We start from the raw sequence: 25,468 nt of genomic DNA on the forward strand, positions 1-25,468 counted from the left end.
TCGCTGTGGCCGCTCCATGAGACAGGGGGCTGGATCGTCAAAGCAACATGGGCATCGATCGGCGGGCTCAGTGGTAGTCTTCTTCCCGCTGGTGGCGGATGGCCGCGACGGTGACTGTCTGGCTGTCCTCTATCTCGAACAGAAGCACATATCCGGCCGCGCCGAAGGGTACGACAAGCTCCCTTAAGAGAGAATCGCCGCCAGACGCTCGACGGCAGCTGAAAGGAAACGTTTCCAGCATGACCATGGCCTTTTCAATCGCCGCATAGGCCCGCACGGCAGCTTGTTCATCGCGCTGCAGCAGATAAGCGTATAGACGTTTGATATCTTCCCGGGCCTTTGCCGTCGTCCTGACCGCATAGGTCACAAGGAATGCTTTTCCGAAGACCTGGCATCGAGCATTCCCTTCAATTCGTCGAGAACCTCCTTCGAACTGAAATAAATTCCTGTTTTCTTTGCATCTTCAAGCGATGCCAGGCCGTGTGCGATAAACTGCGCCTGCGTGCGTCGGAAATCTATCTGTGCCCGGATAGAAGCCTCGACAAATGCCGACAGCGTCTCGCCGTCCTTCAAGACGCTCTCAGCCGCTGCGCGTAGTTCGGGATCGACGCGCAGTGACGGAAGGGATGCCGTTTTCATGAGCCGCTCCATGCGTTGCAATTGCGATGCATTGTAGAATGCAACAGGCGCTTGTCAAATAACGCGCGCTGACCCCGACCGATTCCAACTTGCAAGACGCGCCAGCGGGGTCGATAAGGGGGTCTTCGCCCAGAGGCTCAATTTGCCCGAACTCAGCCAGTTTTTCAGCAGTCCAGAGCTCCCATGCCCTCCTCCTCCTATCGAAAATCGAAGTTCCTGCGCCGCTCCCGTGCCGTGTGGGGGTCGCACGGGACGTGGCGGACGCGGCTGGTGTTCTGGGCGGGGGCTGTCGCCATCGGGCTGATCAGTGTCGGCTTTGCCAAGGCGGCTGACATGGCGCAGCGGCTTTTCGGTGCGGTGACGACCTCCGGCGACTGGGGGTTTCTGCTGCCTCTCGTCATCACCCCGGTCGGGTTCGTGCTGTCGGCGTGGCTTGCCATCACGCTGTTTCCGAATTCGCAGGGAAGCGGCATTCCGCAGGCGATTGCAGCGCGGCACCTGCATCAGGAGGATGACCGGGTGCGGCTGCTGTCGCTGCGGGTGGCGGCAGGGAAAATCCTGCTGACGATCCTCGGCCTGCTGTCGGGCGCCTCGATCGGTCGCGAGGGGCCGACTGTCCAGGTCGGCGCCGCCATCATGCTGGCCGCGGCGCGGTTCGGCGGCATGGCACAGGCACGCGGGCTGATCCTTGCGGGCTCCGCAGCCGGGATCGCGGCCGCCTTCAACACGCCGCTGGCCGGCATCGTCTTTGCCATCGAGGAAATGAGCCGAACCTACGAGGCCCGTGCCAACGGGCTGGTGCTGACGGCGGTGATCCTCGCCGGGCTTGCGGCTCTCGGGCTCTCCGGCAGCTACAACTATTTCGGCACGGCGGTGACGTCGCCGACTTTCCTTGCCGATTGGGGCCTGGTGCTGGTCTGCGGTATCGGCGGCGGCGCGCTCGGTGCCGGTTTCAGCGGCCTTGCCCTGCATTTTGGCCTGCGCATCCGCCGCTGGGCACAGCCGCAACCTCTCCTGCGCATGCTCATCATGGCCGGCGGCTGCGGGCTGGCGGTGGCTGTCATCGGCGTCATCTCCAAGGGCAATACGTTTGGTACCGGATACGAGCAGGCGCGCGGCGCTGTCGAGGGGCATTCGCTGCCGTTGCTGTTCTTCGTGGAAAAACTGCTGGCAAGCTTTTTGTCGATGATTTCAGGCATTCCGGGCGGGATCTTTGCGCCGTCGCTCGCAGTCAGCGCGGGTTTTGGCAGCACCGTCGGGCACCTCATGGGCACCAGCATCGCGCTTGCCGCCATCCTCGGGATGGCGGGCTATTTTGCCGGTGTCGTGCAGGCGCCGATGACGGCCTTCGTCATTATCCTCGAAATGACCGGCGATCATCAGGCGGTCATCCCGATCATGGCGGTGTCGATGCTGGGCTATGTGACGTCACGGATGTTGTCGCCGGAGCCGCTTTATCACGGGCTTTCGCGTGTCTACATCGCCGCCGCCATCCGCGCACGACGGACGCATGACAAGGATGCCGCGCGGACCGACGCAAGTTCCGCCTGATCAGGCCAGCAGCCTTGTGACCGTGGCGCTTTCCGGGCGGCGGATGGCGTCGGCGATGGTGGTGTTGAACAGGACCTTGCGCATGGCATCCGCGACCTTGGCGAAGACATGGTGGATTTCGCAACCCTGCTCGCCATCGCAATCGCTGCAGCGGCGATAGGCTGTCAGCGACAGACAGGGCAGCGGGGCGATAGGACCGTCGATGATGCGGAGGATTTCACCGAATGTGATCTCTTCGGCAGGTTTCAGCAACAGATAGCCGCCCTGCTTGCCGCGCCGGCTTTCGACGATGTCACGGTGCTTCAGCTCCAGCAGGATCTGCTCGAGGAATTTCTTCGGGATCTTCTGCTGTGCGGCGATCTCGGAGATCAGCATTGGCTCGCCTTGATCGGCACGCGCCAGGATGGCCAGCGCCCTCAATGCGTATTTTGCCTTCTGCGTGATCATCTGCAATGCCATTCATCCACGGCGCAGTGGCGCCTTTTGCTTGGTGAACACCCCTTTTGGCGCATGTTGCCTGAACCGGAATTGAACGCGTGCGGCCGAAACGGCTACAAAATTGAAGATTGCAGCAGAAATCAGTTTGACATCCGGCGATTAACTCTACTAGATTGGTAGATATAAGCGCTGTTCTTGCTGACAGCGCCAGCCCGAGAGGCGCCGGTTGCGGCAAAAGCGGTTGCTTTTGCGCTGCGTAGGCCGTTGTGAGAGATATTTGCTCACACCGAAGCGTTTAAGAAATCCCATTCCTGTCTTTTTCGGTCATCGTCTGCGATGCTGCGTGCACTTTCAGACAAGGTTTTCCGATGACTGCCATCAATTCCATCGAAGATACGGAAACATTGAACGCTGCGCTGGCAGGTCTCGACCTTGCCGGCCGACTGTCGCTGGCTGCCAGCCTCGGCCGCGCGGTCTTCACCACCAGCCTCGGCATCGAGGATCAGGTGATCACCGCCGAGATCGGCACGCACCGTTTTCCAATCGACGTCTCGACGCTGCAGACGGGCCGGCTGTTTGCAGAAACACTGGCGCTCATCGACGAGACAGAAAGCCGCTACGACATTTCGATCCAACGCTTCGAGCCCGAACAAGCCGACATCGACGCCTTTGCGGCGCGCTACGGGATCAATGGTTTCTATGAGAGCGTCGAGGCACGGCATGCCTGCTGCGGCGTGCGCAAGGTGCTGCCGCTTGCCCGCGCGCTCGCCGGCGCGACGATCTGGGTCACTGGCCTTCGACGCGGCCAGTCGGCCAACCGGTCGGATACGCCGTTTGCCGAGTACGATGCAGAACGGCACCTGCTGAAAATCAACCCGCTCGCCGATTGGGATATCGATCGCATCCGCGCCTATGTCGTCGACAATGCCGTGCCGATCAACCCGCTGCATGCACGCGGTTACCCATCGATCGGCTGCGAGCCCTGTACCCGCGCCATCAAGCCAGGCGAGCCGGAACGCGCCGGCCGCTGGTGGTGGGAAAACGACGAAACGCGCGAATGCGGCCTGCATGTTTCCGAGGATCCTGTCGTTTCCGCTTGAACCTTCCCCCGCGTCTCTGCAAATTCCAATCGCGACTTGCGAGACGCAATTCCCTTTTATGCCGGCCCAACCTGCGGCCGGAGACGACAGAGTTGGAGTAGACAATGGCCGACAGCCGTCCGGATACGGAACTGCACAATCCGCAGAGCGTAAAGCCGCCGCTCGATCCGCACCTGAAAGCGCTGGAAAACGAATCCATCCATATCTTCCGGGAAGTGGCGGCTGAGTTCGAACGGCCGGTCATGCTCTATTCGGTCGGCAAGGATTCGTCGGTGCTCCTGCATCTGGCGCGCAAGGCCTTCTATCCCGGCCGCGTCCCCTTCCCGCTGCTGCACGTCAACACCGGCTGGAAGTTTTCCGAGATGATCGCCTTTCGCGACAACATCGCGAAGACCTACGATCTCGACCTGATCGAGCATATCAATCCGCGCGGCGCTGCCGAGGGCATCACCCCCTTCACCCACGGCTCGTCCGCCTTTACCGACATCATGAAGACGCAAGGCCTGCGCCAGGCGCTCGACGCCGGCAAGTTCGATGCTGCCTTTGGCGGCGCACGACGTGACGAAGAGGCAAGCCGCGCCAAGGAGCGTATCTACTCGTTCCGCACCCCCGATCATCGATGGGACCCGCGCAACCAGCGTCCAGAGCTCTGGAACATCTACAACGGCATGATCCGCCAGGGTGAGAGCGTGCGCGCCTTTCCGCTGTCGAACTGGACCGAGGTCGACATCTGGCGGTATATCCAGGCCGAGGAGATTCCGCTGGTGCCGCTCTACTACGCCAAGAAGCGCTCCTTCGTGGAGCGCGACGGGATGATGATCCTCGCCGAGGATCCGCGGCTGGAGCTTTTGCCCGGCGAAGTCCGCCAGGAAGGCATGATCCGTTTCCGCACGCTTGGCGACTTCCCGCTGACCGGCGCCATCCGGTCGGAGGCGACCACCCTTGACGAGGTGATCGGCGAACTCGAAATTGCAACGGTTTCCGAACGGCAGGGACGCGCGATCGATCGCGACCAGTCCGGCTCCATGGAAAAGAAGAAGCGTGAAGGATATTTCTGAGATGACTGTCGCCAGTGCCGCAAACGTCGTCCATCTCGCCCCGGCCGAGCCTTTGAAAGCCGTGCGCGACACCCGCCCGCTGCGTCTCATCACCTGCGGCAGCGTCGACGATGGCAAGTCCACGCTGATCGGCCGCCTGCTCTGGGACACCAAGGCCATCAAGGAAGACCAGGCCGCAACGCTGCGCCGGGACTCCACCGGCAAGCAGAACGACCTCGGGCTGCCCGATTTCGCGCTCTTGCTGGACGGATTGCAGGCCGAGCGCGAACAGGGCATCACCATCGATGTCGCCTATCGCTACTTTGCGACCGACAACCGCTCCTTCATCGTCGCCGACACGCCCGGCCACGAACAGTATACCCGCAACATGGCGACGGGGGCCTCGACGGCCGATCTCGCCATCCTGCTGATCGATGCCCGCGTCGGCATTCTGGAGCAGACGCGCCGCCACGCGACGATTGCCTCGCTGCTCGGCATCAAGCAGTTCGTGCTGGCGATCAACAAGATCGACCTCACCAACTACGATCGCGCCGGCTTCGACAAGATCGCCCATGATTTCAAGGAATTCGCCGCGACGCTCGGCGTCCGGCAGATCACCACGATCCCGATGTCAGCGCTGAAGGGCGAAAACGTTGTCTATTCCGGCGCGGCATCCATGCCGTGGTACACCGGCCCGACGCTGGTCGAGGCGCTGGAACTGGCGACGGTTCGCTCGTCGCAGGCGGTCGGCTTCCGGATGTCCGTGCAGCGTGTGTCGCGGCCCGGCGAAAGCTTTCGCGGCTATCAGGGCACCGTTGCCGGCGGCTCGGTAAAACCCGGCGACAGCGTGATGATCCTGCCGTCCGGCATGGTCGCCAACGTCGCCAAGATCGTCACCTTCGACCTGGTGCGCAATGCGGCGGTGGCGGGAGATGCGATCACCCTAGTTCTCGACCGGCAGGTGGACGTGTCGCGCGGCGACATGATCGTTGCCATCGACCACCAGCCGCAGGTCGGCCTTTCCTTCGATGCGCAGATCGTCGCGCTGCAGCCGGAAGGCATTCACTCCGGCAAGCGCTACTGGCTGAAGAGCGGCAGCCGCCGCCAGCGGGTGCAGGTGCTCCCCGTCAGCCAGCTGGAACTGGTCAGCGGAGCCTGGAACCCCGCCAAGGCCCTGCCGATGAACGCCATCGGCAAGGTCCAGCTGATCTTCGACGAGCTGGCGATCTTCGATCCCTACGAGCAGAGCCGCTCGACGGGTGCGTTCATCCTGATCGATGCCGACACCAACAACACGGTGGCCGGCGGCATGATCTCCGGCAAGCGCGCCGACCTCGGCGCCTACGATCCGGACCAGACGCGCGTGCTCCTGTCCCTGCCGGCAGACCTTGCCGAACAGATCATGGCAAGCGACCTCTTCGCCAGCCGTCGGGACGAGGCAAAAATCCGCCGGATGACTGCGTCAGAGGCAGCCGATCTCTGGTCTGACGCAGCAAGCGACATCTGATAGAACTGCACAAGGCAGGTGGCGCGCCCCTGACCTCACCCCTTACCGCGTCGTTCCACGCACGAGCAGCTTGAAGCCCAGCTTGCGCCGGCTGGCCACTTCCCCCCCGCCTATCGCCTGGATCAGCAAGTCGGCGGCCTCGAAACCGAGTTCGAAGCGCGGGATATCGACGGTCGTGATGGCCGGATGGGAGGAGGCTGCGAATTCGAGATTGTTGATGCCGCAGATGCCGAGATCGCCGGGCACGCTGATGCCGCGACGCTGGCATTCGAACAGCACGCCGAGCGCCAGATCGTCGTTCTGGCAGAGCACCGCATCGACATCGGGCGCCCGCGCCAGAAGCTCTGAGAACAACCGGCAACCGAGGGCCACGCTGGTCGGTTCATCCTCCATGAGCATCAGGTCCGGATCGTGGATGCCTGCTGCCTGCAGCACGTTTTCGTAACCCTGCCGTCGCCGGTTCGACCGGACATCGAGGTAGCCGCCGAGCAAGCCGATGCGGCGATAACCGGCGGACACAAGATGACGCGTGGCTGCCTCGCCGACGGCCTCGTGGTCGATGGCCGCAGCCATGGGCTCTTCGGGCTTCTGGCTGTGATCGATGATGTAGGATACCGGGCAGGTCGCCGAAATAACGGTCGGGGCAATCCGCTCGCAGCATTCGGTGCCGACGAGAAGGATGCCGGCCGGGTTCTGCGTCAGGAGGTTGCGGATCTGGCCCGTCTCCTCGCCGCCGCTGTACACCGTATTGGCATATTGCGTGTGCAGGCCGGTGTTGCGCACGCGGGCTTCGATGCCACTCATGACATCGGAGAGGATCTGGCTGTTGATCGCCGGGGCAAGAACCGCGATGATGCCGCTATGTCGGCCGGCGAGTGCCCGTGCGGCCAGATCGGGCACATAGCCCATGTCATCGATGACCCGGAGGATGTTTTCGCGCAATTCTGCGGAGACCTTATCGGGTGCACGCAACACACGGGACACGGTGATGGGGCTCACACCCACCTTCTGCGCCACGTCCCTGAGCCTGACCCGGGTCCGCTTGTTCCGCCTGGTGCCTGGCTCCATTCCAACGCTGTCCTGCAACGACGCTCCTGACCTCGTGATCCCGACCTTGCGGCCGTACCTTGCACTCACGCTCGGCTTACCTTTTTCTCTACGAAGCCTGACGGGGGTGGATCACCCTGAGGCGGCGCAAGATCCGAAGCATGGCGGAATTCCGCCCGCAGAATGGCTCAACATCCTATATTTGTTTCGACATTTATATCGCGCGTACACAATTTGTGTGACCCGAAAGGGCTGATATAGCGGTGCCGATGCTAGTCTTGCCTCAAGTCGCTGATATATCCTCTCCTCATGGACACCAATCGCGTTTTGAAATTCAGCGTCTGGATTTATATCGCAGCCCTCGTCGCGCTGACGCTGGCGCATGTGAATTGGCAGGCCGAGATTGGCAATCCTTTCAACATCTACCACATCGTCGCGCTGTGCATCGCAGGCTGCCTCGCACGACTGGCCTACCCGGACTCACCATCCTTTGCCTTCCTGATGATGATCGCCACCGTCAGTGCGCTCGGTCTGGCCCATGTGCTGACCATCGGCAATGACGGTCGCCCGTTCGACATCATCGTCAACATGGCGAGCGGCATGTGGGGCGTTGCCCTTGGCGCGGTCATCGACAGGACGCGCCTACCTTCGGTCTTCCGCCGCAGCGCCACGGACTGAGCGACTGGTATCTGCGGCCGCGCCATCGCGCTTGCAGAACAATCCGCATGGGTTGTGATATCAACATTCCAAAACCTGTCATCCAGCTATCATGTTGCCGCCATAAACCGTCCCCAGACGGTGGCGGGGCTTTGTCGGTCTCTTGAAAAAGACAGCTCCATCTCCGAAGCCGCAACCGATGCGGTGCCGATCATTGATGGAGGATATTGCGATGAAGACCCCGGTATTGAAGACGATCCTGCTTTCGACAGCCCTCCTGACGGCCTTTGCCGTGGCTCCGGGCCGCGCCGACGATACCGCGCCGGCCGCTGGCCAGACCCTCGTCAACAAGGGCCTCGTCGGTATCGGCCGCATTCCCGCCAGCCAGCGGGATTCGTTCGGCGAGACATTCGGCTCCGGCTCCGGCATGGCGATAGACCCCGCCACCTGGACGCGCACGGCCGAGGGCTACAAGGGCAAGCTCTGGCTGCTGCCGGACCGGGGATACAATGTCAGCGGCACGACGGATTACCGGCCCCGCCTCAATACCATCGACATCCAGATGACGCCGACTGCGCCGGGTGCCGCCCCTGCCTCGGGCAAGGAACAATCCGGCGTGGTAGCGACGCTCGCCAGCACCATGCTTCTGAAAGACGACAAGGGCGCCGACATGACCGGTCTCGATCCGTCAGCCGGTGTGCGGCCGGCAAGCGCAACGCTGCCGATGCTGCCGCAGGCGTCCAACGGCAAGATCTCCCTCGACAACGAGGCCATCGCCCGCCTTGCCGACGGCTCGATGCTGATCAGCGACGAATACGGCCCGAACATCTATCATTTCTCGGCAGACGGCCGGCTCGTCTCGGCAACGCAGCCGCCGGCAGCGCTGATCCCGATGCGTGACGGCAAGCCGAATTTCGCCTCGAACAATCCCGGCCCGGGCGAAAAGGCACCGGAACCCAAGGATCCGCAGACCGGACGGCAGAACAATCAGGGCCTCGAAGGCATGGCGATGACGCCGGATGGCAAGACTGTCATCGCCGTGCTGCAATCAGCCACGCGCCAGGATGGCGGCGACAGCAGCAGCACGCGCCAGAACACGCGCGCCCTCTTCTATGACGCGAGCGATGTCGACCATCTGAAACTGGTGCACGAATATGTCGTGCCGCTGCCCGTCTTCACCGATGCCAAGGGCAAGACCGTGGTGGCCGCCCAGAGCGAGATCGTCGCGCTGTCGCCGACCACATTTCTGATGCTCGCCCGCGACAGCAACAACGGCTATGGCGTCAAGGGCGACAAGTCGCTGCACCGCGCCATCGACCTCGTGGATGTCTCCGCCGCCACCGATATCGCCGGCACCGCCTTCGACGCCGACAAGCCGGTGGCACCGAAAGGCGTGCTCGACCCGTCCGTCACGCCGGCCAAGCGCACGCCGTTCATCGACCTCAACGACGAGGCGCAGCTTGCCCGCTTCGGTCTCCACAACGGCGCACCGAACGACCGCAACAACCTCTCTGAAAAATGGGAAGCCATGTCGCTCGCCAGCGTCCTCGACCCGAAACTCCCCGACGATTACTTCCTGTTTGTCGCCAACGATAACGACTTCCTGACACAGGACGGCTACCAGGTCGGAGCCGCCTACAAGGGCGAAGGCGGCGCCGATGTCGACACGATGTTCCAGGTCTTCCAGGTCACTCTGCCGGGCCTCGCAAAGAAGTAGCCACCTGCCAGGGTGGGCCCATATCGCGCCCACCCTGCCCCTCGCACAAAGCGATGTCGTGCCTGTTGCCGAGCGCCAAATCGGCCTGACCATCCAAAAAACAGCGCCCCGAAGATTCGGCCTTGTCTAACCAAAACGGCTGGTTTAAGTAAGCGCCACTGGTCACGGAGTGTAGCGCAGTCTGGTAGCGCACCACGTTCGGGACGTGGGGGTCGAGTGTTCGAATCACTCCACTCCGACCAGTTTGATTTTAAATGTTTTTTCCCGAATTTTTCTAGGCGTTTTGACCCTTAGATGCTGGTTCCGACAGTCATTATTTTTGCAGTCGGTGTACTAGACCTTTTCGGCAAATTGGCTTCCTAAATCACGCTGGGCTTTGTTCAAGGCTGTTTCCAGGAGGCGGTTTTGGCTTGCGGCGGCCTTGCCCGCAGAGCGTGGGAGGAAGTCGCGGCCTGCGCGCGATAATCGACAATACTTAAAGGGCATGCTGCATGTTCGAGGTCGGATCCCCCTGGCGCGACATGCATGAACGCTATCGGGAAATCGCCTGCGTCCGATGTGTTGGACGGTGCGTCCCGGCGGTCGCCCTTCCGATGGCGGGTGTCATCGCCTAAGATCGCTTCTCCAATCCATCGACGTTGCGCATGAAGGGACTACATCTTGGAAATCGGAATTGACAGTTTTGCCGCGACCGTCCCTGGCGTCGGCGATATGGACCGTATGGGGTTCCTGCTCGACGAGATCGTGATGGCCGATACGGCAGGACTGGACGTGTTCGGCATTGGCGAGCACCACCGCAGCGACTATCTCGACAGTGCACCTGCCGTGATCCTTGCCGCAGCCGCGGCCCGGACGAAATCCATCCGCCTGACGAGCGCGGTGACGGTGCTCGGCGCCGCCGACCCTGTCCGCGTCTTCCAGGAGTTTGCGACACTGGACCTGATTTCCCGGGGACGGGCAGAAATCGTCGTGGGCCGGGGATCCTCGATCGAGGCCTATCCGCTGTTCGGTCTTGACCTCAGGGATTACGACGCACTGTCGGAAGAAAAGCTGGAGCTGCTGCTTGCCCTGCGCGACGAGACGAATGTGACGTGGTCCGGCCGTTTCCGTGCTCCGCTTGACGGCCAGGGTGTCTACCCACGACCTGCGCAGAAAAAGATGCCGATATGGCTTGGAGTGGGTGGCACGCCGCAATCCTTCGTTCGAGCCGGCCTGCTGGGCCTTCCGCTGATGGTTGCAATCATCGGCGGCGAGTTCAGGCGGTTTCGACCGCTGGTCGACCTTTACCGGGAGGCCGGAGCGCGCGCCGGGCACACCGCCGAAACACTGCGCGTCGGTATTCATGCCCTTGGCTTCGTGGGAGAATCCCAGCGCGAGGCGGAGGATCGGTTCTTCCCCGGATGGCAGGCGATGTTCACCAAGATCGGCCTCGAGCGGGGCTGGCCACCGTCGACCCGCGCCCAGTTCGACAACCTGGTTCGTCCCGGTGGAGCGTTCCTCGTCGGTGATCCCGATGCGGTGGCGACCAAGATCCGGCAGACATCCGAGGAACTGGGTGGCATCGACCGCCTGACGTTCCAGATGAGTTCTGCAGCGAGCGACCAGCCGGCGATGCTGCGGTCGATCGAACTGCTCGGTCGCGAGGTCAAACCGCGCCTGTCCACTTGAACGACAGGTGTCCCGTCACCCGACACATTGACGACCCGGCGCGCGATCAAGCCGCGGCAATACGCAGCCGTGGGCTTGAAGGTTTATAACGTCATCCTGCCCCCCACCAACATTCGGCTCACACTGCGTATCATTGCCGGGCGACCGTGCCTTCTCATGCAGACGGCTTGAGGCAGGCCTTCGGGCAGCGACCACCGGTTTCGCCGGTGTTGCGTTCATCGGCAAGACGCTCAATTGAAAGGATTTCATATGCCCCTGGGTCTCATCATTTTCTGCATGGTTGCGGTTGCCTTCCGTGTCGCCATGCTCGTCGTATCGCTTCGCCACGAGGCGGCGTTGAAGCGAGAGGGTGCCGTGGAGATCGGTGCGCGCAATACAGCGATCCTGGCGCTCGCACACATCGCCTTCTATATCAGCGCCATGACAGAAGGTGCCTTCCAGGCGCACCCCATTGACGCCGCCTTCTGGATTGGCGTCATTCTGTATACGATCGGGGTCGTAGCGCTGGTGGTCGTGGTCCGGCTGCTCGGCCCCCTCTGGACGGTGAAGCTCCTGATTGCCCGTGAGCACGTTTTGGTCACCCATGCGCTGTTCCGGTGGGTGCGACATCCGAATTACTTCCTGAATATCCTGCCGGAGTTGATCGGCTTCGCTCTGCTCATGAACGCTCCCCTCACCCTGGCTGCCGGCCTGCCGTTTTACGCCATCCCGCTGATCATCCGCATCGTCCAGGAGGAAGCGGCAATGAGATCGCGGTTTTCGGCGTATTGAGGTCGGGGGACGGGCGCGCCGACCATGTGCTTCAGAGCGTGAGCTCAAAAGCGGACATCAAAACCCATGCGGGGTCGATTGGTGCCGTGCCTGTCAAAACCCGAAAGCTTGCCAGGCACGAATGCCCGGCAAGCTCTCGGAGCGACTTCAGGAAGGAAGGCCCGCCGGCGGTTCCAGAACTGTAATCCCGTACTGGGCCGCCAATTCGAGAAGCGCTCCCATCCCTTCAGGCGAAGGTGGCGGCAATATCGGCACCACTCCGTTGTGAACCGGAATGCCCGCTCGTGCGACAAAGGAATCGAAGCCACCCGGCGTCGTCACGAGGAGACCTCGGGCGGGAAGCGTACCCGTATTTCGCAACCTGTGCGGGACGCCGCGCGGGGCGAAATACGACTGGCCCGCTTCCAGCCGGAAGTTGACGTCCCCGACCGTCACGTCCAGCGCGCCCTCCAGGAGTGTCATGCTCTCGTCTTCGTCGCGATGAACGTGGAGACCGCCGTCGCCCTCGGGCGGCATCGTCCCCTCGATCATTGTAAACTGCCCACCCGTGTCCTCGCTTGTGAGGAGCACGCGCATGACGACGCCAAGGAACAGGTAGGCATCGGGTTTTTCGCGATGCACGTATGTCGGTTTCATATTCATATCCTCGGTGATTATGGGGCAATTCCGGCCCCGGGTTCGGTTTTGAAAGGCAGCTGGTTATTCCGCTGGAGCTTGCTTAATTCTCCAAGAACTCGACGACCCGCGCGTTTCGCAACAGGCATCGGTGCCCCTTGAGAAAGACGTCGAGGCTCAGACCCCCTGGACTGATGAGCGCGGCATAGAGAAATCCGCCGCAAGCACTTTGCCGCAGGCCTTCGACCGGGTTCCGCGACCCGGCTGCTTCCAGCCATTGCTGTAGATCTTGCCGCTAGAGGGATCGACGGGCTTTAGCATGCACCGTTGGGTTATGTGCCTGATCATCCATTTCAAAGCTGATGGCCCGATCTCTCAATTTGGATCGGTCTCTCTCAGTTAAAGAAATCTGACGGAATGATTAGCCTGCCTATCCAAGACGGTATGTCCGAGGAGATGAACGATCAAAGCCCTCGTTCCGATGAGCGCGGCAAGACAGACATCTTAAAGTTTCATGAAGGTGATTAAATGCTGGTCTTTGTACCTTCAGAGAAGTGCGCGAATGCGGCAATCTGCTTTGACAGGTGCTGGCGCGTCTCTTCATCGGTGAGCTCGGGCGGCTCTCCATCGACCTTGCCGGGGACATGCCCGATCATCACCTCCGGCTTGTTGAGTACGGCTGCATCCAGATACACAAGGATTTGTCGGAGATGGTACTGGGCGCGGACGCCGCCCAGCATGCCGCGTGACGCCGTCTGGATCGCCACTGGCTTGCCCGCAAACGGCTGGTTCGGGAGACGCGAAAGCCAGTCCAGAGCGTTCTTGAGAGCGCCGGGGACGGAGTAGTTGTACTCCGGCGTGACGATGATGACGCCATCGGCCAGACGGATCGTGTCGCCCATGGCCATCACATCGGCCGGGAACCCCGTCTTCTCCAAATCCTCGTCATAGAGCGGAAACGAACCGATCGAACCAAGCGCTGCGATCGTCACACCGTCGGGGGACAAGGACGGCAGGGCGCGTGCGATGGCGGCATTGTAGGAGCCATGACGCAGGCTTCCGAGAAGGGTCACGAAGTGCAGCGACTTGGACTGGGACATGAGGGCTCCGACTGAGATTGCTGACAAATGGCGAACTATGGTGAGCCGGGATCCGGGTTGACCACTTTGGGCAGCTCGATGATGAGGTAATCTAGAAACGCACGCACCGATGGCAGCACATAATCCCGGAAAGGCAATACCGCCGTGATGACCGCCTTGCCCGCCAGCCATTCCGGCATCACCCTTTGCAGCTTTCCCTCGAGCAATTCCTCCCGACAAATGTACCCCGGAAGCGCCGTGATGCCGATCCCGTCCGCCGCCGCCTGTTTCAGCATCATCAGGTCATTGCCCGCCATCCGGGGTCGGACCGCAAGCGAGCGATCGCCCATCAAGGGATGGCTGAGCTTCCAGACGGTCGCCTGCCCGGGACGATACATCGCCAGAAGGTCATGCTCCAAAAGATCGTCCGGCGTGATCGGCTCACCGCGATGCTGGAGATAGCTGGGAGCCGCGAAGATGAACCAGGGTGCCGGAGACAATGTACGCTGCACCAGGGCCGAGTCGGTCATTTGTCCCTCGTGGGCCCGGATCGCCAGGTCGAAGGCGCCGCCGATGATGTCGGTCTGCTCGTCGCCCGTGTGCTGGACGAGCTGGATCTTGGGATGATCGATCGCAAACTGCGGTATGATATGGCGCAGGACATACATGGAGGTCGCGATCGCCGTGGTAAACTTGACGACCCCCGTCGGCTCATCCAGCCTTTGGCGAACCGAATTTTCCGCCATTTCTGCGCTCTGGAGCATGACAAGCGCGTGGCGATAGAATGAGGAACCCGCCTCGGTCAGAGTCTGCGCCCGTGACGTTCGGTTGACCAGCCGCACACCCAGGCCTGCCTCGAGCTGCTGGAGCCGATGGCTCAGGGTCGACTTCGGAATACCCGTGCTACGGCTTGCAGCTGTCAGCCCTCCGCTGTCGACAACCTGAACGAAGTAGCGGACGTCATTCAGGTCAAGCACTAGACAGTCCTTCAGCAGGTTGACGGACATCCCGCCAAGACCCGTGTTCGAGAGCCCCATTCTAGAGAGACCACAACCAGCATTAGAGAGACGCTCTCACCAGAGCAACCCCCAAATGACGGGCAAGACCTTCAGATGCCGACGCAAACGCTGAAAGATTGATGCCCTGGATCACATTCGAATCCACCCCGTCGGCCGGAATGAACGACGCCTCGAACCGGATGCTCGTCTCGTCTTCAGATTTGCCTGCAACGACAAGGATCTGGTTTGTCTGCTCGGTAACGGGGATGGGGAATGTCACCATCTGGTAGGTGAGATGACGGGCATCGTCGTCACATTTGATCATCCGCTCGCGGACAAGCGTTCCGTCGGCCGTGATCAGCTCCCTTTCGCCCTTGCCCACCAGACGGCTCTCGCAGGCAATGGGGTTCCACGACGCAACCGTTGCGAAATCGCGGACTACAGCCCAGATCCGCTCCGGGCTTGTGCCGATGGTGGCGGTGTAGACGGCGACATAGCTCTTGCTCATACCCTCGCTCCACCGTTCGCCAGGATGTGTTGCCCGGTCAGCCAGCGCGCCTGATCGGAGGCAAGGAAGGCGACGACATCGGCGATTTCGTCGGGCTCGCCAAGGCGTCCGAGCGGCGAACCGGCAGCAATACGGTCACGCTCTTCCTGCGGCGCATCCTTGATGAACTCCGTGTTGGTCGCCCCGGGCATGACCGAGTTGACCGTGATCGCACGATGGCCGAGCTCAATCGCAAGGACCTCCACAATCAGCTTCGATCCGGCCTTCGAAGCCGCATGCAGCCCCATCCCCTGTGCCGTGAACGCGGTTGTCGATGTCGAAATATCGATGATCCGTCCGCCGTTGCGTACGCGCTTGGCCGCTTCCTGAAGCACGAAGAACGAACCCTTGGCGTTCAGTCCGAAGATCCGATCGAAATCCTCCTCCCTGACGTCAACGACTGCCACGCCGATGAACGGTAGTCCTGCATTGGCGACGACGATGTCGAGGCCACCGAAGGCAGCATCGACCTCCGAAAACAATCGGCCGATGTCTGCCGTGTTGGCAACGTCCGCCTGGAAGGCGCGCGCCACGCCGCCGGCCTCCTCGACCGCCCGAACCGCGTCCGCCGCTTCCTCGGGACGGCTGCGATAGTTGATCGCCACTGTCGCGCCTTCGCGTCCGAGACGCTCGCCGATCGCCCGGCCGATGCCACGCGATGCACCGGTGATCAGCGCCACCTTGCCTTTTAGGGATGTCATGGGAATGCTCCTGGGTGAAGTCGAGTGATCGGCGAGACGTTCTGTTTGGTTATTTCGGGAACACGACCGATACACTGACTTCGCGCCAGGCATCGATATCGCTCTTCATCGACGCCATCTTGCGTTCCATGACCGCGACCGCGTCTTCTCCAAGGGCTAGATGCAGCGGCGGATTTTCGGAAGCGACGAGCTTAAGGATTGCCTCGGCACCGCGCTGGGGATCGTTCGGCTGCTTGCCGGCGATCTGGTCCATGAAGCCACGGAATTTGCCGACCGGATTGTCCTCATAGGCGGCAATCGTCTGGCCGACATGCTTCAGCGATGACGAGGCGAAGTTGGTGCGGAAAATGCCCAGCGTCAGGATCGTCACCTTGATGCCGAACGGCGCGACCTCTTGCGCCAAAGCCTCGTTCATGATGTCGACCGCAGCCTTTGCCGCAGAGTACACCCCAAGCCCGGCAAAGCCCGTAAACCCGCCGACGGCGGATGCGGCGACGATGTGACCGGTTCTTGCAGCCCGCATGATCGGCAGTGCCGCCCGCAAGACATTGAGCTGGCCGAAGAAGTTGGTGTCGAACACCGCCTTCGCCTCGGTCTCGCTGGTCTCCTCGACCGCGCCCAGCATCCCCCATCCGGCATTGTTGACGAGGACGTCGATCCGGCCACCGAACAGGGTGGCCGCCTCAGCGAGCCCGGCATCCACGGAAGCAACATCGGTGACGTCGAGGACGACGGCAGACGAGCGGCCCGGTGCGACAGCCTTAAACTCGGCCTTGTTGGCGGCCTTGCGAACCGTGCCAACGACATGATCGCCTTGCGCCAGCGCGGCTTCGGCAAGGGTGCGGCCAAGGCCCGACGATACGCCGGTGATCAGCCAGTTCCTGGATGTTGTCTGCGACATGGGAGGCGTCCTTCTGAGGGGGTCTGAAACGGAGGAAAATCGGAGCTAGGCGAGGATGCGGGCGGCGATCCGCTCGGCTACCATGATGGTGGTGACGTTGGTTGGAACCGATGGAATGTCCGGCAGGATGGAGGCATCGACGACACGAAGGCCTTGGAACCCGCGCACGCGCCCGAAGGCATCGACGACTGCGGTGTCGTCTGTGTCCGGCCCCATCGGGACCGTCGATGTCGGGTGCTGGTAGGCCGCGATATTGGCGACGATGTTGGCGCGCAGGTCCGCGTCGCTCTGGACGCCAACCCCCGGTGCCATCTCGTGGTCAACCATGCCTGTGAAGGGCGCGGTTCTGCCGATCTCGCGGGAGAGTCTGACCGCCTCCACCATCCTGTCGAGATCGCTGGGATCGTCGAAGAAATTGTAGTGAATGCGCGGCGCGATGTGCGGATCGCGCGACGTCAGATGGAAGGAGCCAATGGACCGTGGTAGGGTTACGGCGGCGGCAAGAACGATCGCTCCACCGGTGGCGCTGATCTTCGGGTCGATGAAGTGCGTGGCGGACACCGGAAGATCGAGTTCGCCGCCGACCGACGACGATGAGCCCGTCCAGACAAGCGCGCCGGCCGCAGGTCTCATGGCCTTTTCCGAAGCCTTCAGGGCGTAGACATTGTAGAAGAACGGATGGTCCTGGAGACGTGCGCCCACCGGCAGATCCGCCAGCACCGGGATTTCCAGAGCACGCAGATCGCTGGCCGGACCGATGCCGGAGCGAAGTAGAATGGCCGGACTTCCGAACGCCCCGCCCGAAAGGATGATTTCGCCTGCTGTGAGGACTTCTCCCGAGACCAACCGAACTCCGGTGGCGCGATGACCGCTGAAGACAAGGTTGTCCACTTCGGACCCGCTGCGGATCGCAAGGTTCGGACGGGCACGGACCTCGGCCGTCAGATAGACGATGCCCGTGTTCATCCGCATTTCGTCGATGACGTTCAGCGGGTATGCCCCTGCCCCGTCCGCAGCGTCGCTGTTGAAATCCTGCACATCGGCAAGGCCAAGGTGGCGGGCGGCCTGGACGAACGCTCTCGACGACGGCGTCAGTTCGCTAAGGATGCGCTGCCTGATCGGGAAAGGACCGGATCGACCGTGCACGGCGCTGTCGCCGGTCGGGGTGTTCTCCAGCGCCTTGAACGCGGCAGACACTTCATTCCAGGACCATCCCTTAATTCCACGCGCTGCCCAGCGCGCAAAATCTGACGGTCGTGCCCGCATGGCGACAGTACCGTTGACTGCCGAGCTGCCGCCGACGACCCGGCCGCGCGGCAGCGGAATATCATGGCCGAGCCTCTCCTTGTCGTCGCTGTGGTAGTGCCAGTCGAAATCGGGCGTACCGACAGTGCCGGCGTCGGTCAGGCTTTTCGGGTAGCCCGTCGGTGTGAAGCTGGGGCCTGCCTCCAGCAACAGCACGTGACGATTGGCATCGGCACTGAGCCGTGTCGCAAGCACGGATCCCGCAGATCCGGCTCCGACGATGATGACGTCGACCGGTCGCGAGCCTGCCCGGGCAGCACCCCCGCCGATTACTACGGCAGCCGTTGCCTTGCCACCTTCACCCATGAAACGTCTCCGCGTCATTGCCATTGCTCAAATCGTCCTCGGCCGATGCCCGTCGGCGCTTGCAACGCCACTTCACTCCGGTGTCAGGGAAGTAGCGAATGCCCGCGCGCGCCAACAGCGGCCTGGTCCCGGAAGCTAAGTTCAACAGCATGGACGATCGTATCAGCCATGGATGTGTGGCCCACGCGCCAACCGGCGCAGCCCCAACGGTGGTCGACGTAGCGAGACACGTTACCGGACGGCAAAATCTTCGGGACATTCTGGCAACGCATGTCCGCGGACAGACTGGATCATACGAACAGGCCAGCTATTTCGATCCGAAGGATAACCGCGCTCAAGACGCTTCGTTTGACATAGCCGCAACCCAATGCATCCGAGGGCATGGCTACACAAGTTGGATGAAATCTCCACAGATGTCGCCTCGTATCTTTCCGAAAAGCGGCAATTCGTTTGCGGTGCGTTTCTTGTGCAACCATTGCTCCGGCATAGGCGCGTCTGGCAACGCCAAGATTGCTCGAAGGTTTTAATCCCGTACGTCATGAAGAACGAGAAAAAGCGCTTGACCAAAGATGAGAAAACGGTTTTTCTGTAATGAGCAAACGGTTTTTCATTCCAGATATGTTGATGTCCGGTGGTATTGAACGAAAATAGCAAAGGCGTGGCAGTGTTGTCCGGCGACAGGACAGAGGTCGCCGCGCGCATCACGATCAAAGACGTTGCGCTTGCTGCGAACGTATCGGTTTCCACTGCATCCAAGGCCCTAAACGAGCGCGGCCGGATGACGGTCGAGACCCGGAAACGCATACAGGATATCGCGCAGAAGATGGGTTTTCGCCCGAACGCCATGGCGCGCGCGCTCGTTCACCAGCGCTCATTCACCCTTGGCCTTCTCACCAATGACACATACGGTCGCTTTACCCTCCCAATTGCCGCCGGCCTGTCGTCCGCGATGGCAGATCGTGGAGTGTCGGTCTTTCTGTGTGCCATTGACGACGATCCGGAGCGCGTGCGGCTCAATCTGGAAGCGATGGAGGACAAGCGCGTCGACGGGCTGGTGGTTTCCGGAAAGCGTATCGACCGTGTGCTGCCGGTCGATCTTCCTGCCGTTCACATGCCTGTCGTCTACGTCAATGCGGCCTGTCCTCCAGGCGCCATCGGTTTTGTCCCCGACGACGAGGGAGGCGCGCATGCGGCCGTCGCCCATCTCGTCAGCCTCGGTCGCACTCGCATTGCGCATGTGACGGGTCCGCGCAGCTTTGGCGCCGTCGGCCTGCGCGAACAGGGTTGGTTGAGGGCACTTTCCGAAGCGGCGCTCCCCTGCTTCGGCCCGGCGCTGTCCGGCGAATGGTCCGAACGCTTTGGCTACGAAAGCGGACAGCTGCTCGTTGCAAAGCCAGTGTCTGATCGGCCCGATGCCGTGTTTTGCGGCAACGACCAGATCGCCCGCGGGCTGATCGACGCCTTGACGCTTGCGGGTGTCAGGGTGCCGGAGGACATCGCCGTCGTCGGCTTCGACAACTGGGAGATTTTTGCAACGGCCACGCGTCCGCCGCTGACGACAGTCGATATGGCCCTCAAGGAGTTGGGGCGCCAGGCTGGCGTCACGCTACTTGATCTCATTGACGGCAAGCCCGTGGAGGCCGGGCAGCGCCGTCTTCCGTGCCGCTTGAAGGTGCGTCAATCGTGCGGTTCGGAGGAGCCGTCGACTGAATAGGATTTAACCGCACCCGAAGCCGGGTGCAAAACTGGGAGGGGAATGAAATGAAGAAATGGATATTGGGGTTCAGCGGCCTTGTGGCAGCGTCGCTCGCTATGCCGCTATCCGCCAGCGCGGATACTTTCACGCTTTGGACGCGGTCCGACAGCTCGACCTTCATGCCGAAGCTCGTCGATGCATTCAACAACAGCCAGAAGGAGCATCACGCGGATCTGCAGATCGTGCCGGTCAATGAACTCGTGCAAAAATACGCCGTGGCAGCGGCCGGCGGGACGGCACCTGATGCCCTATCGCTCGACCTGATCTACACGCCCGCCTTTGCCGCGGCCGGTCAATTGGAGGATTTGACCGATTTTGCAAAGTCCCTGCCCTATTTCAACGCTCTGTCGAAGGCGCACATTTCAGTCGGGACCTACAACGACCGCATCTATGGCGTGCCGTTCTCCGCTGATGGCTCGGTGCTCATCTGGAACAAGAAGTTGTTCAAGCAGGCTGGTCTCGATCCCGACAAGGGGCCGGCGACTTGGGCGGAAATCCGTAGCGATGCGGAAAAGGTCAATGCCCTCGGGGGAGATATCAAAGGCTTCTACTTCTCCGGCAACTGCGGCGGCTGCAATATCTTCACCTTCACGCCGCTCATATGGGCGTCGGGCGGCGACATCTTCTCCGCCGATGGCCGCAAGGTTACGCTGGATACGCCTCAGATGCGGGATGCGATCGCCTTCTATCAGGGCATGGCAAGAGACAAGCTCATTCCGGCAGGCGCACAAACGGACACGGGGGCGAATTTCTTCTCTGCCTTCGCCACCGGCAAGATCGGCATCACGCCGTCCGGTTCCTTCGCCATCGGCGCGCTCAATTCGCAAAGTCCAGATCTCGAATACGGCGTCGCCCCCCTTCCGGGCAAGGACGGCGGCTCCTCCTCCTTTGCCGGCGGCGACAATTTTGTCGTCTCCAAGGGGACCAAGAAAATGGAGGCGGTGAAGGCGTTCCTCGAGTTCTCCTATTCGCTCGACGGCCAGAAGCTGCTTGCCCGCAACGGTTCGCTGCCGATCCGTAGCGATATCGCCAAGGAAGCGCTGGCAGGCCTCGATTCACGCTATCTGATTGCTGCCGACGCGATGGCCAAGGGCCGGACGCCCTATTCCACTGTGTTTAACGATCTGATCAACTCCGCCAACGGCCCATGGATCACCATGCTGAACACGGCCTTCTTCGGTGGACCGGATGCGATCGAACCGGCGATCCAGGCCGCGCAGAGCGCCATGCAGTCGATCGTCGACACCGCGCCCTGAAGGCTCGATCCTGAAAGGCGGAGCCGTGAGGCTCCGCTGCATGGATATCAGCGGAGGACCAGACCGATGTCAGTCAATACTCTGGCGACGCCAAGCGGCGCGCCCAATGCCTCTCTGCGTCCTCGGCGCAAGCCGCGTCGCGACTGGATGGGACTTCTCTACGTGGCTCCGGCGCTGGCGCTGGTCCTCGTCTTCTTTCTCGTGCCTCTTGGCATGACCGCCTGGATGTCGCTGCACAACTGGCCGCTGATCGGCGTGCCGCGCTGGATCGGCTTTGCCAACTACAAGGCGCTCTGGAACGACATCAACTTCTGGAACGCGCTCGCCTTCACCATCCGCTACACCATCGCAGCCACGATCGGCCTTCTGCTGGTCGGCTTTGCGCTGGCCCTCCTGGTGGAAAAGCCACGACCGTTCGCCGGCTTCTATCGTACCGCGTTTTTTCTGCCGGTGGTGATCGGTTTCGCCTCGGCGAGCCTATTGTGGAGCTGGTTGTCGAATGTCGACAGCGGACTGTTTTCCCCTTTGGCCGAGGCGCTGGGGCTCACGGATGGCCGCGTGAACCTTCTCGCCACCTTTGCACCCGCCTTCTGGTCGGTCACCGCCATGGTGATCTGGAAGATGGCGGGCTTCTACATGGTCATCCTGATGAGCGGACTGCACTCCATTCCGGCCGACTTCACGGAGGCCGCCCGGATCGACGGCGCGAACGCGCTTCAGCGGTTCCGCTTCATTACGCTGCCGCTGGTGCGCCGTCCCTTTGCCCTTGCACTCATTTTGTGCGTGTCCGGCTCCATGCTCGCCTTCGACCAATTCTACATCATTCTTGCCGGCGGACCGCAGAACAAGACGATCACCGCAGTTTACTGGATTTTCAGCCAGTCCTTCGTGTCCTTCCGTCTCGGTTATGGTGCGGCGCTGTCGATGGTGCTGCTTGCCATTTTGGTGGTGCTGAGCGTGATCCAGCTGCGACTGCTGGGTGACAGGGAGACCGCGCGATGACGATGACCGCAACGCTTCACGCAATAAAGCTTGCGCCGGCACGCAGACGCGGCAATGCCTGGCTTTACGGAGTCCTGTTTCACACCACCTGCCTGCTCGTTGCACTGTTGTTTCTGGCGCCGATTGCGCTTGTCCTGCTGGCATCGTTCCGACCGCCCGCCATGGCGGGAAATGGGCTGCTTTCGATCCAGGGACTTGGCTTTGGCAACTACGGGAGACTGGAGGATTTCGGCGCCGGCATCCTGCATTACGCCGGCAACAGCCTTTTCGTCGCCGTCGCCACGGCGTTGCTCACCGTCGTGGTCTCGGTCTTTGCCGGTTACGGATTTTCGCGCTTCCGCTTTCCGTTCAAGGCGGTGGCCTTCGTTCTCATTCTGTCGACGATCATGGTGCCGTTTCAATCCATATTGACACCGCTGTTCCTGATCCTCGCCAAGCTCGGGCTGCAGAATACGCTGAGCGGTCTCGTCCTCATCTATGTCACGCTGCAGCTGCCTTTCTCGGTCTTCATGATGCGCAATGCCTTCGACGCAGTGCCCAAGGAGATCGAGGAGGCGGCGCGCATCGATGGCGTGAAGGGACTGCGGGCGCTGGTCTATGTCATGGGGCCGCTGGTGTTTCCGGGTGTCGTTTCGGTCGGCCTTTTCGCCTTCCTGAACGCCTGGAACGAATTCCTGGCAGCGCTGGTGCTGTTGACCGATCAGGACCGCTACACGCTTCCGGTGCTCGTTACGGCCGTGCGCTCCGGCCATTATGGCTCAGTCGACTGGGGCGCCGTGCAGGCGGGCGTTACCGTGATGATGATCCCCTGCCTGCTGCTCTTTCTCGCTCTCCAGCGCTACTACATCCGCGGCCTCACGGCCGGCGCGGTGAAATAGGCGCACACCAATCCAACAGAGGACCCACATCATGAGCATGCCTTCCTCCGCCGCCGACACGATCCGCCAGAATGCAAAATTTCGCCCACCCGCTGTCCATCAGGTGCGCGTCGGCGGCTTCTTCGGTCCCCGCATCGAAACCATCGCAACCGCCACCGCGCACACCCTGCTCGACCGCTGCATCGAAGCGGGCATGCTGGACCAGGTCGATCCGGACAGGCCAAACCCCGGGCTGCGCATTCCCTACCAGCAGGGCAATGATACTGTCAGCACCCAGATGTTCTGGGACTCCGACTTCGGCAAGAGCATCGAGGCGGCCGCCTATGGGCTGCTGCACAAGCCGGATGCCGCGCTCGAGGCCCGGATCGACGAGATCGTCGATGCCTATGGACGACTGCAGGACGAGAATGGCTACCTGAATTCCTGGTACCAGCGGATCGAACCCGGCAAGCGCTGGACCAACCTGCGCGATTGCCACGAGCTCTATGATGCCGGCCACCTGATGGAGGGGGCCGTTGCCTATTATCACGTCACCGGCAAGCGCAAATTGCTGGATATCATGGCGCGCTACGCCGATCATATAGCGACCGTCTTCGGGCCCGGAAAAGACCAGAAGCCGGGCTATTGCGGACATCCCGAAATCGAGCTTGCGCTTGTCAAGCTCGGGCGCGCCACCGGCGAGCAACGCTATCTCGAGCTTGCCCGCTTCTTCGTCAACGAGCGTGGCCAACGGCCTGATGGCGAGCACTATTACGACCGGGAAGCCCGCGCGCGGGGCCGGGATCCGGCCGATTATCACTTTGCGACCTACGAGTACTCGCAGAGCCATGTGCCGGTGCGCGAGCAGCGCCATGTGGTCGGCCATGCCGTGCGCGCCGCCTACCTCTACTCCGGGATGGCCGATGTATCGACCGAGTTTGGCGACGACAGTCTGAAACCTGCGCTCGAGGCGATCTGGGCGCACCTTACCGAGAAGAACCTCTACGTCACAGGTGGTTTCGGCCCCTCTGCCCACAACGAGGGACTGACCTTCGACTACGACCTTCCAAACGAAACGGCCTATGCCGAGACATGTGCTGCCGTGGCGCTGGTCTTCTGGGCCAGCCGCATGCTGGGGCTGGGTCCCGATCGCGCCTATGCTGACGTCATGGAGCGGGCGCTCTACAACGGTGCTCTGGTCGGTCTCTCCATCGACGGCACCCGCTTCTTCTATGACAATCCGCTGGAAAGCCGTGGCAAGCATCATCGCTGGACCTGGCATCGCTGCCCCTGCTGCCCGCCGAACATCGCCCGGCTGGTAGCGTCGGTCGGCACATACATGTACGGCGAGTCGGAAAACGAAATCGCCGTGCATCTTTACTGCGAGGGCATTGCGGATCTGGAGACGGCAGGAACGGCTGTTCGTATCCGCCAGGAAACCATATATCCCCTGGATGGCGCCATCCGGCTGACGCTGGAGCCGCAGCAGCCGGCCGAATTCACTCTTTCCCTGCGCCTGCCGGCCTGGTCACCGGGCGTGACGATCCGTGTCAACGCCGCGCCGGTCGACCGAGCTGCCGTCGAGCAGAAGGGGTATGCGAGGCTGTCCCGCCTCTGGAAGTCGGGAGATGTTGTGGAACTCGATCTAGAGATGCCGGTACAGCAACTATACGCGCACCCGAAGGCGGGGGTCGACCAGGGACGGGTGGCGCTCCAGCGGGGCCCGCTGGTCTATTGCCTTGAGGGCGTTGACAACGGCGATAACCTGAACTCCCTCGTCCTTCAGCCGAAAAGTCGCTTTCGCTGCGAGCCCGTGAACGCACTTGGTGGCATCCCGGCACTTGTAACGACCGGTCTGCGCGAAGTGGCCGCTGGCGAAAGCCTCTACACGGAAAGGCCGCCTCGCCGGAAGGAGGCGGAAATCCGGGCGGTTCCATATCATCTGTGGGACAATCGCGCGGCGGGAGAGATGCTGGTCTGGATCCGGACGGAGGGTGGTCGATGAATGCGGTG

General features: G+C 61.8%; 24 protein-coding genes and 1 tRNA gene. 14 read left to right on the forward strand and 11 right to left on the reverse strand.

Annotated features, from left to right (window positions below; all coding sequences use genetic code 11):
* Positions 1-67: 67 nt before the first annotated feature.
* Entirely contained in the window at positions 68-367 is a 300-nt protein-coding gene (locus tag J5278_RS14510) for a type II toxin-antitoxin system RelE/ParE family toxin (protein ID WP_209183148.1), read from the reverse strand.
* Positions 364-639, reverse strand: a complete 276-nt coding sequence (locus J5278_RS14515; protein WP_209183147.1) for a YlcI/YnfO family protein — start codon at positions 637-639, stop codon at positions 364-366. The genes J5278_RS14510 and J5278_RS14515 overlap by 4 nt, the downstream gene beginning before the upstream one ends.
* 183 nt (positions 640-822) lie before the next feature.
* On the opposite strand from J5278_RS14515, the gene J5278_RS14520 reads away from it, so the two are divergent.
* Positions 823-2,190 (forward strand): chloride channel protein, encoded by a 1,368-nt coding sequence (locus J5278_RS14520; RefSeq protein ID WP_209183146.1) that lies wholly within the window; start codon positions 823-825, stop codon positions 2,188-2,190.
* Here J5278_RS14520 and J5278_RS14525 read toward each other — a convergent pair whose 3' ends face one another.
* On the reverse strand, positions 2,191-2,637 hold the full coding sequence (locus J5278_RS14525) for an Rrf2 family transcriptional regulator (RefSeq protein ID WP_142824480.1): 447 nt from the start codon (positions 2,635-2,637) through the stop codon (positions 2,191-2,193).
* A 359-nt stretch (positions 2,638-2,996) separates the two neighbouring features.
* Here J5278_RS14525 and J5278_RS14530 point away from each other — a divergent pair, with 359 nt between their 5' ends.
* From J5278_RS14530 to cysN, 3 genes are all read left to right on the forward strand, one after another.
* Positions 2,997-3,728, forward strand: coding sequence for a phosphoadenylyl-sulfate reductase (locus J5278_RS14530; protein WP_209183145.1), 732 nt, complete (start codon positions 2,997-2,999; stop codon positions 3,726-3,728).
* 104 nt (positions 3,729-3,832) lie between these two features.
* Positions 3,833-4,786: a sulfate adenylyltransferase subunit CysD gene (cysD, locus tag J5278_RS14535; RefSeq protein WP_209183144.1), complete on the forward strand. Its 954-nt coding sequence runs from the start codon at positions 3,833-3,835 to the stop codon at positions 4,784-4,786.
* A gap of 1 nt (position 4,787) precedes the next feature.
* Positions 4,788-6,272, forward strand: coding sequence for a sulfate adenylyltransferase subunit CysN (cysN, locus tag J5278_RS14540; RefSeq protein ID WP_209184070.1), 1,485 nt, complete (start codon positions 4,788-4,790; stop codon positions 6,270-6,272).
* 42 nt (positions 6,273-6,314) lie between these two features.
* Here cysN and J5278_RS14545 read toward each other — a convergent pair whose 3' ends face one another.
* Positions 6,315-7,358 carry a LacI family DNA-binding transcriptional regulator gene (locus tag J5278_RS14545; protein ID WP_247749011.1) on the reverse strand — a complete coding sequence of 348 codons (1,044 nt, stop codon included), beginning with the start codon at positions 7,356-7,358 and terminating at the stop codon, positions 6,315-6,317.
* Between the two features lie 270 nt (positions 7,359-7,628).
* On the opposite strand from J5278_RS14545, the gene J5278_RS14550 reads away from it, so the two are divergent.
* The 5 genes from J5278_RS14550 (at position 7,629) to J5278_RS14570 (ending at position 12,132) form a co-directional block, all read left to right on the forward strand.
* Positions 7,629-7,997 carry a hypothetical protein gene (locus J5278_RS14550; protein ID WP_247749010.1) on the forward strand — a complete coding sequence of 123 codons (369 nt, stop codon included), beginning with the start codon at positions 7,629-7,631 and terminating at the stop codon, positions 7,995-7,997.
* Positions 7,998-8,208: 211 nt separating this feature from the next.
* A complete protein-coding gene (locus tag J5278_RS14555; protein WP_209187355.1) occupies positions 8,209-9,693 on the forward strand; it encodes an esterase-like activity of phytase family protein in 1,485 nt (494 codons plus the stop codon).
* Between the two features lie 165 nt (positions 9,694-9,858).
* Positions 9,859-9,935, forward strand: a tRNA-Pro gene (locus J5278_RS14560).
* Between the two features lie 418 nt (positions 9,936-10,353).
* The gene (locus J5278_RS14565) at positions 10,354-11,361 is read left to right on the forward strand and encodes an Atu2307/SP_0267 family LLM class monooxygenase (RefSeq protein ID WP_209183141.1); all 1,008 of its coding nucleotides are present in this window, start codon (positions 10,354-10,356) and stop codon (positions 11,359-11,361) included.
* A 249-nt stretch (positions 11,362-11,610) separates the two neighbouring features.
* A complete protein-coding gene (locus J5278_RS14570; RefSeq protein ID WP_209183140.1) occupies positions 11,611-12,132 on the forward strand; it encodes an isoprenylcysteine carboxylmethyltransferase family protein in 522 nt (173 codons plus the stop codon).
* Positions 12,133-12,279: 147 nt separating this feature from the next.
* On the opposite strand, the gene J5278_RS14575 is transcribed toward J5278_RS14570, so the two are convergent.
* The 7 genes from J5278_RS14575 to J5278_RS14605 all read right to left on the reverse strand — a co-directional run bounded on the left by J5278_RS14575 (position 12,280) and on the right by J5278_RS14605 (position 18,584).
* On the reverse strand, positions 12,280-12,768 hold the full coding sequence (locus tag J5278_RS14575) for a cupin domain-containing protein (RefSeq protein ID WP_209183139.1): 489 nt from the start codon (positions 12,766-12,768) through the stop codon (positions 12,280-12,282).
* Between the two features lie 503 nt (positions 12,769-13,271).
* Entirely contained in the window at positions 13,272-13,847 is a 576-nt protein-coding gene (locus tag J5278_RS14580) for an NADPH-dependent FMN reductase (protein ID WP_209183138.1), read from the reverse strand.
* A gap of 35 nt (positions 13,848-13,882) precedes the next feature.
* Positions 13,883-14,803, reverse strand: a complete 921-nt coding sequence (locus J5278_RS14585; RefSeq protein ID WP_209187354.1) for a LysR substrate-binding domain-containing protein — start codon at positions 14,801-14,803, stop codon at positions 13,883-13,885.
* 82 nt (positions 14,804-14,885) lie between these two features.
* Entirely contained in the window at positions 14,886-15,332 is a 447-nt protein-coding gene (locus J5278_RS14590; protein ID WP_219258281.1) for an SRPBCC family protein, read from the reverse strand.
* Positions 15,329-16,072, reverse strand: a complete 744-nt coding sequence (locus tag J5278_RS14595; RefSeq protein WP_209183136.1) for an SDR family oxidoreductase — start codon at positions 16,070-16,072, stop codon at positions 15,329-15,331. The genes J5278_RS14590 and J5278_RS14595 overlap by 4 nt, the downstream gene beginning before the upstream one ends.
* Before the next feature lie 49 nt (positions 16,073-16,121).
* The gene (locus tag J5278_RS14600; protein WP_209183135.1) at positions 16,122-16,973 is read right to left on the reverse strand and encodes an oxidoreductase; all 852 of its coding nucleotides are present in this window, start codon (positions 16,971-16,973) and stop codon (positions 16,122-16,124) included.
* 45 nt (positions 16,974-17,018) lie between these two features.
* Entirely contained in the window at positions 17,019-18,584 is a 1,566-nt protein-coding gene (locus J5278_RS14605; protein ID WP_209183134.1) for a GMC family oxidoreductase, read from the reverse strand.
* Between the two features lie 658 nt (positions 18,585-19,242).
* On the opposite strand from J5278_RS14605, the gene J5278_RS14610 reads away from it, so the two are divergent.
* The 5 genes from J5278_RS14610 (at position 19,243) to J5278_RS14630 (ending at position 25,460) form a co-directional block, all read left to right on the forward strand.
* Positions 19,243-20,298 carry a LacI family DNA-binding transcriptional regulator gene (locus J5278_RS14610; protein WP_257623369.1) on the forward strand — a complete coding sequence of 352 codons (1,056 nt, stop codon included), beginning with the start codon at positions 19,243-19,245 and terminating at the stop codon, positions 20,296-20,298.
* A 47-nt stretch (positions 20,299-20,345) separates the two neighbouring features.
* Positions 20,346-21,596, forward strand: a complete 1,251-nt coding sequence (locus J5278_RS14615; protein WP_209183133.1) for a sugar ABC transporter substrate-binding protein — start codon at positions 20,346-20,348, stop codon at positions 21,594-21,596.
* A gap of 66 nt (positions 21,597-21,662) precedes the next feature.
* Positions 21,663-22,598: a carbohydrate ABC transporter permease gene (locus tag J5278_RS14620; RefSeq protein ID WP_209183132.1), complete on the forward strand. Its 936-nt coding sequence runs from the start codon at positions 21,663-21,665 to the stop codon at positions 22,596-22,598.
* Between the two features lie 2 nt (positions 22,599-22,600).
* Complete coding sequence (locus J5278_RS14625) at positions 22,601-23,476, forward strand: carbohydrate ABC transporter permease (protein WP_209184067.1); 876 nt, start codon at positions 22,601-22,603, stop codon at positions 23,474-23,476.
* Positions 23,477-23,507: 31 nt separating this feature from the next.
* Positions 23,508-25,460, forward strand: a complete 1,953-nt coding sequence (locus J5278_RS14630; RefSeq protein ID WP_209183131.1) for a glycoside hydrolase family 127 protein — start codon at positions 23,508-23,510, stop codon at positions 25,458-25,460.
* Positions 25,461-25,468: the final 8 nt, after the last annotated feature.

It is taken from the genome of Rhizobium sp. B21/90, from assembly GCF_019355815.1.
Classification (GTDB): domain Bacteria; phylum Pseudomonadota; class Alphaproteobacteria; order Rhizobiales; family Rhizobiaceae; genus Rhizobium; species Rhizobium rhododendri.

Bases quoted from the DNA above. Each gene is read 5' to 3' on its own strand.
- J5278_RS14515 (WP_209183147.1), bottom strand. From the start codon at position 639: ATGAAAACGGCATCCCTTCCGTCACTGCGCGTCGATCCCGAACTACGC.
- J5278_RS14520 (WP_209183146.1), top strand. From the start codon at position 823: ATGCCCTCCTCCTCCTATCGAAAATCGAAGTTCCTGCGCCGCTCCCGT.
- J5278_RS14525 (WP_142824480.1), bottom strand. From the start codon at position 2,637: ATGATCACGCAGAAGGCAAAATACGCATTGAGGGCGCTGGCCATCCTG.
- J5278_RS14530 (WP_209183145.1), top strand. From the start codon at position 2,997: ATGACTGCCATCAATTCCATCGAAGATACGGAAACATTGAACGCTGCG.
- cysD (WP_209183144.1), top strand. From the start codon at position 3,833: ATGGCCGACAGCCGTCCGGATACGGAACTGCACAATCCGCAGAGCGTA.
- cysN (WP_209184070.1), top strand. From the start codon at position 4,788: ATGACTGTCGCCAGTGCCGCAAACGTCGTCCATCTCGCCCCGGCCGAG.
- J5278_RS14550 (WP_247749010.1), top strand. From the start codon at position 7,629: ATGGACACCAATCGCGTTTTGAAATTCAGCGTCTGGATTTATATCGCA.
- J5278_RS14555 (WP_209187355.1), top strand. From the start codon at position 8,209: ATGAAGACCCCGGTATTGAAGACGATCCTGCTTTCGACAGCCCTCCTG.
- J5278_RS14570 (WP_209183140.1), top strand. From the start codon at position 11,611: ATGCCCCTGGGTCTCATCATTTTCTGCATGGTTGCGGTTGCCTTCCGT.
- J5278_RS14575 (WP_209183139.1), bottom strand. From the start codon at position 12,768: ATGAAACCGACATACGTGCATCGCGAAAAACCCGATGCCTACCTGTTC.
- J5278_RS14580 (WP_209183138.1), bottom strand. From the start codon at position 13,847: ATGTCCCAGTCCAAGTCGCTGCACTTCGTGACCCTTCTCGGAAGCCTG.
- J5278_RS14590 (WP_219258281.1), bottom strand. From the start codon at position 15,332: ATGAGCAAGAGCTATGTCGCCGTCTACACCGCCACCATCGGCACAAGC.
- J5278_RS14595 (WP_209183136.1), bottom strand. From the start codon at position 16,072: ATGACATCCCTAAAAGGCAAGGTGGCGCTGATCACCGGTGCATCGCGT.
- J5278_RS14600 (WP_209183135.1), bottom strand. From the start codon at position 16,973: ATGTCGCAGACAACATCCAGGAACTGGCTGATCACCGGCGTATCGTCG.
- J5278_RS14605 (WP_209183134.1), bottom strand. From the start codon at position 18,584: ATGGGTGAAGGTGGCAAGGCAACGGCTGCCGTAGTAATCGGCGGGGGT.
- J5278_RS14615 (WP_209183133.1), top strand. From the start codon at position 20,346: ATGAAGAAATGGATATTGGGGTTCAGCGGCCTTGTGGCAGCGTCGCTC.
- J5278_RS14620 (WP_209183132.1), top strand. From the start codon at position 21,663: ATGTCAGTCAATACTCTGGCGACGCCAAGCGGCGCGCCCAATGCCTCT.
- J5278_RS14625 (WP_209184067.1), top strand. From the start codon at position 22,601: ATGACCGCAACGCTTCACGCAATAAAGCTTGCGCCGGCACGCAGACGC.
- J5278_RS14630 (WP_209183131.1), top strand. From the start codon at position 23,508: ATGAGCATGCCTTCCTCCGCCGCCGACACGATCCGCCAGAATGCAAAA.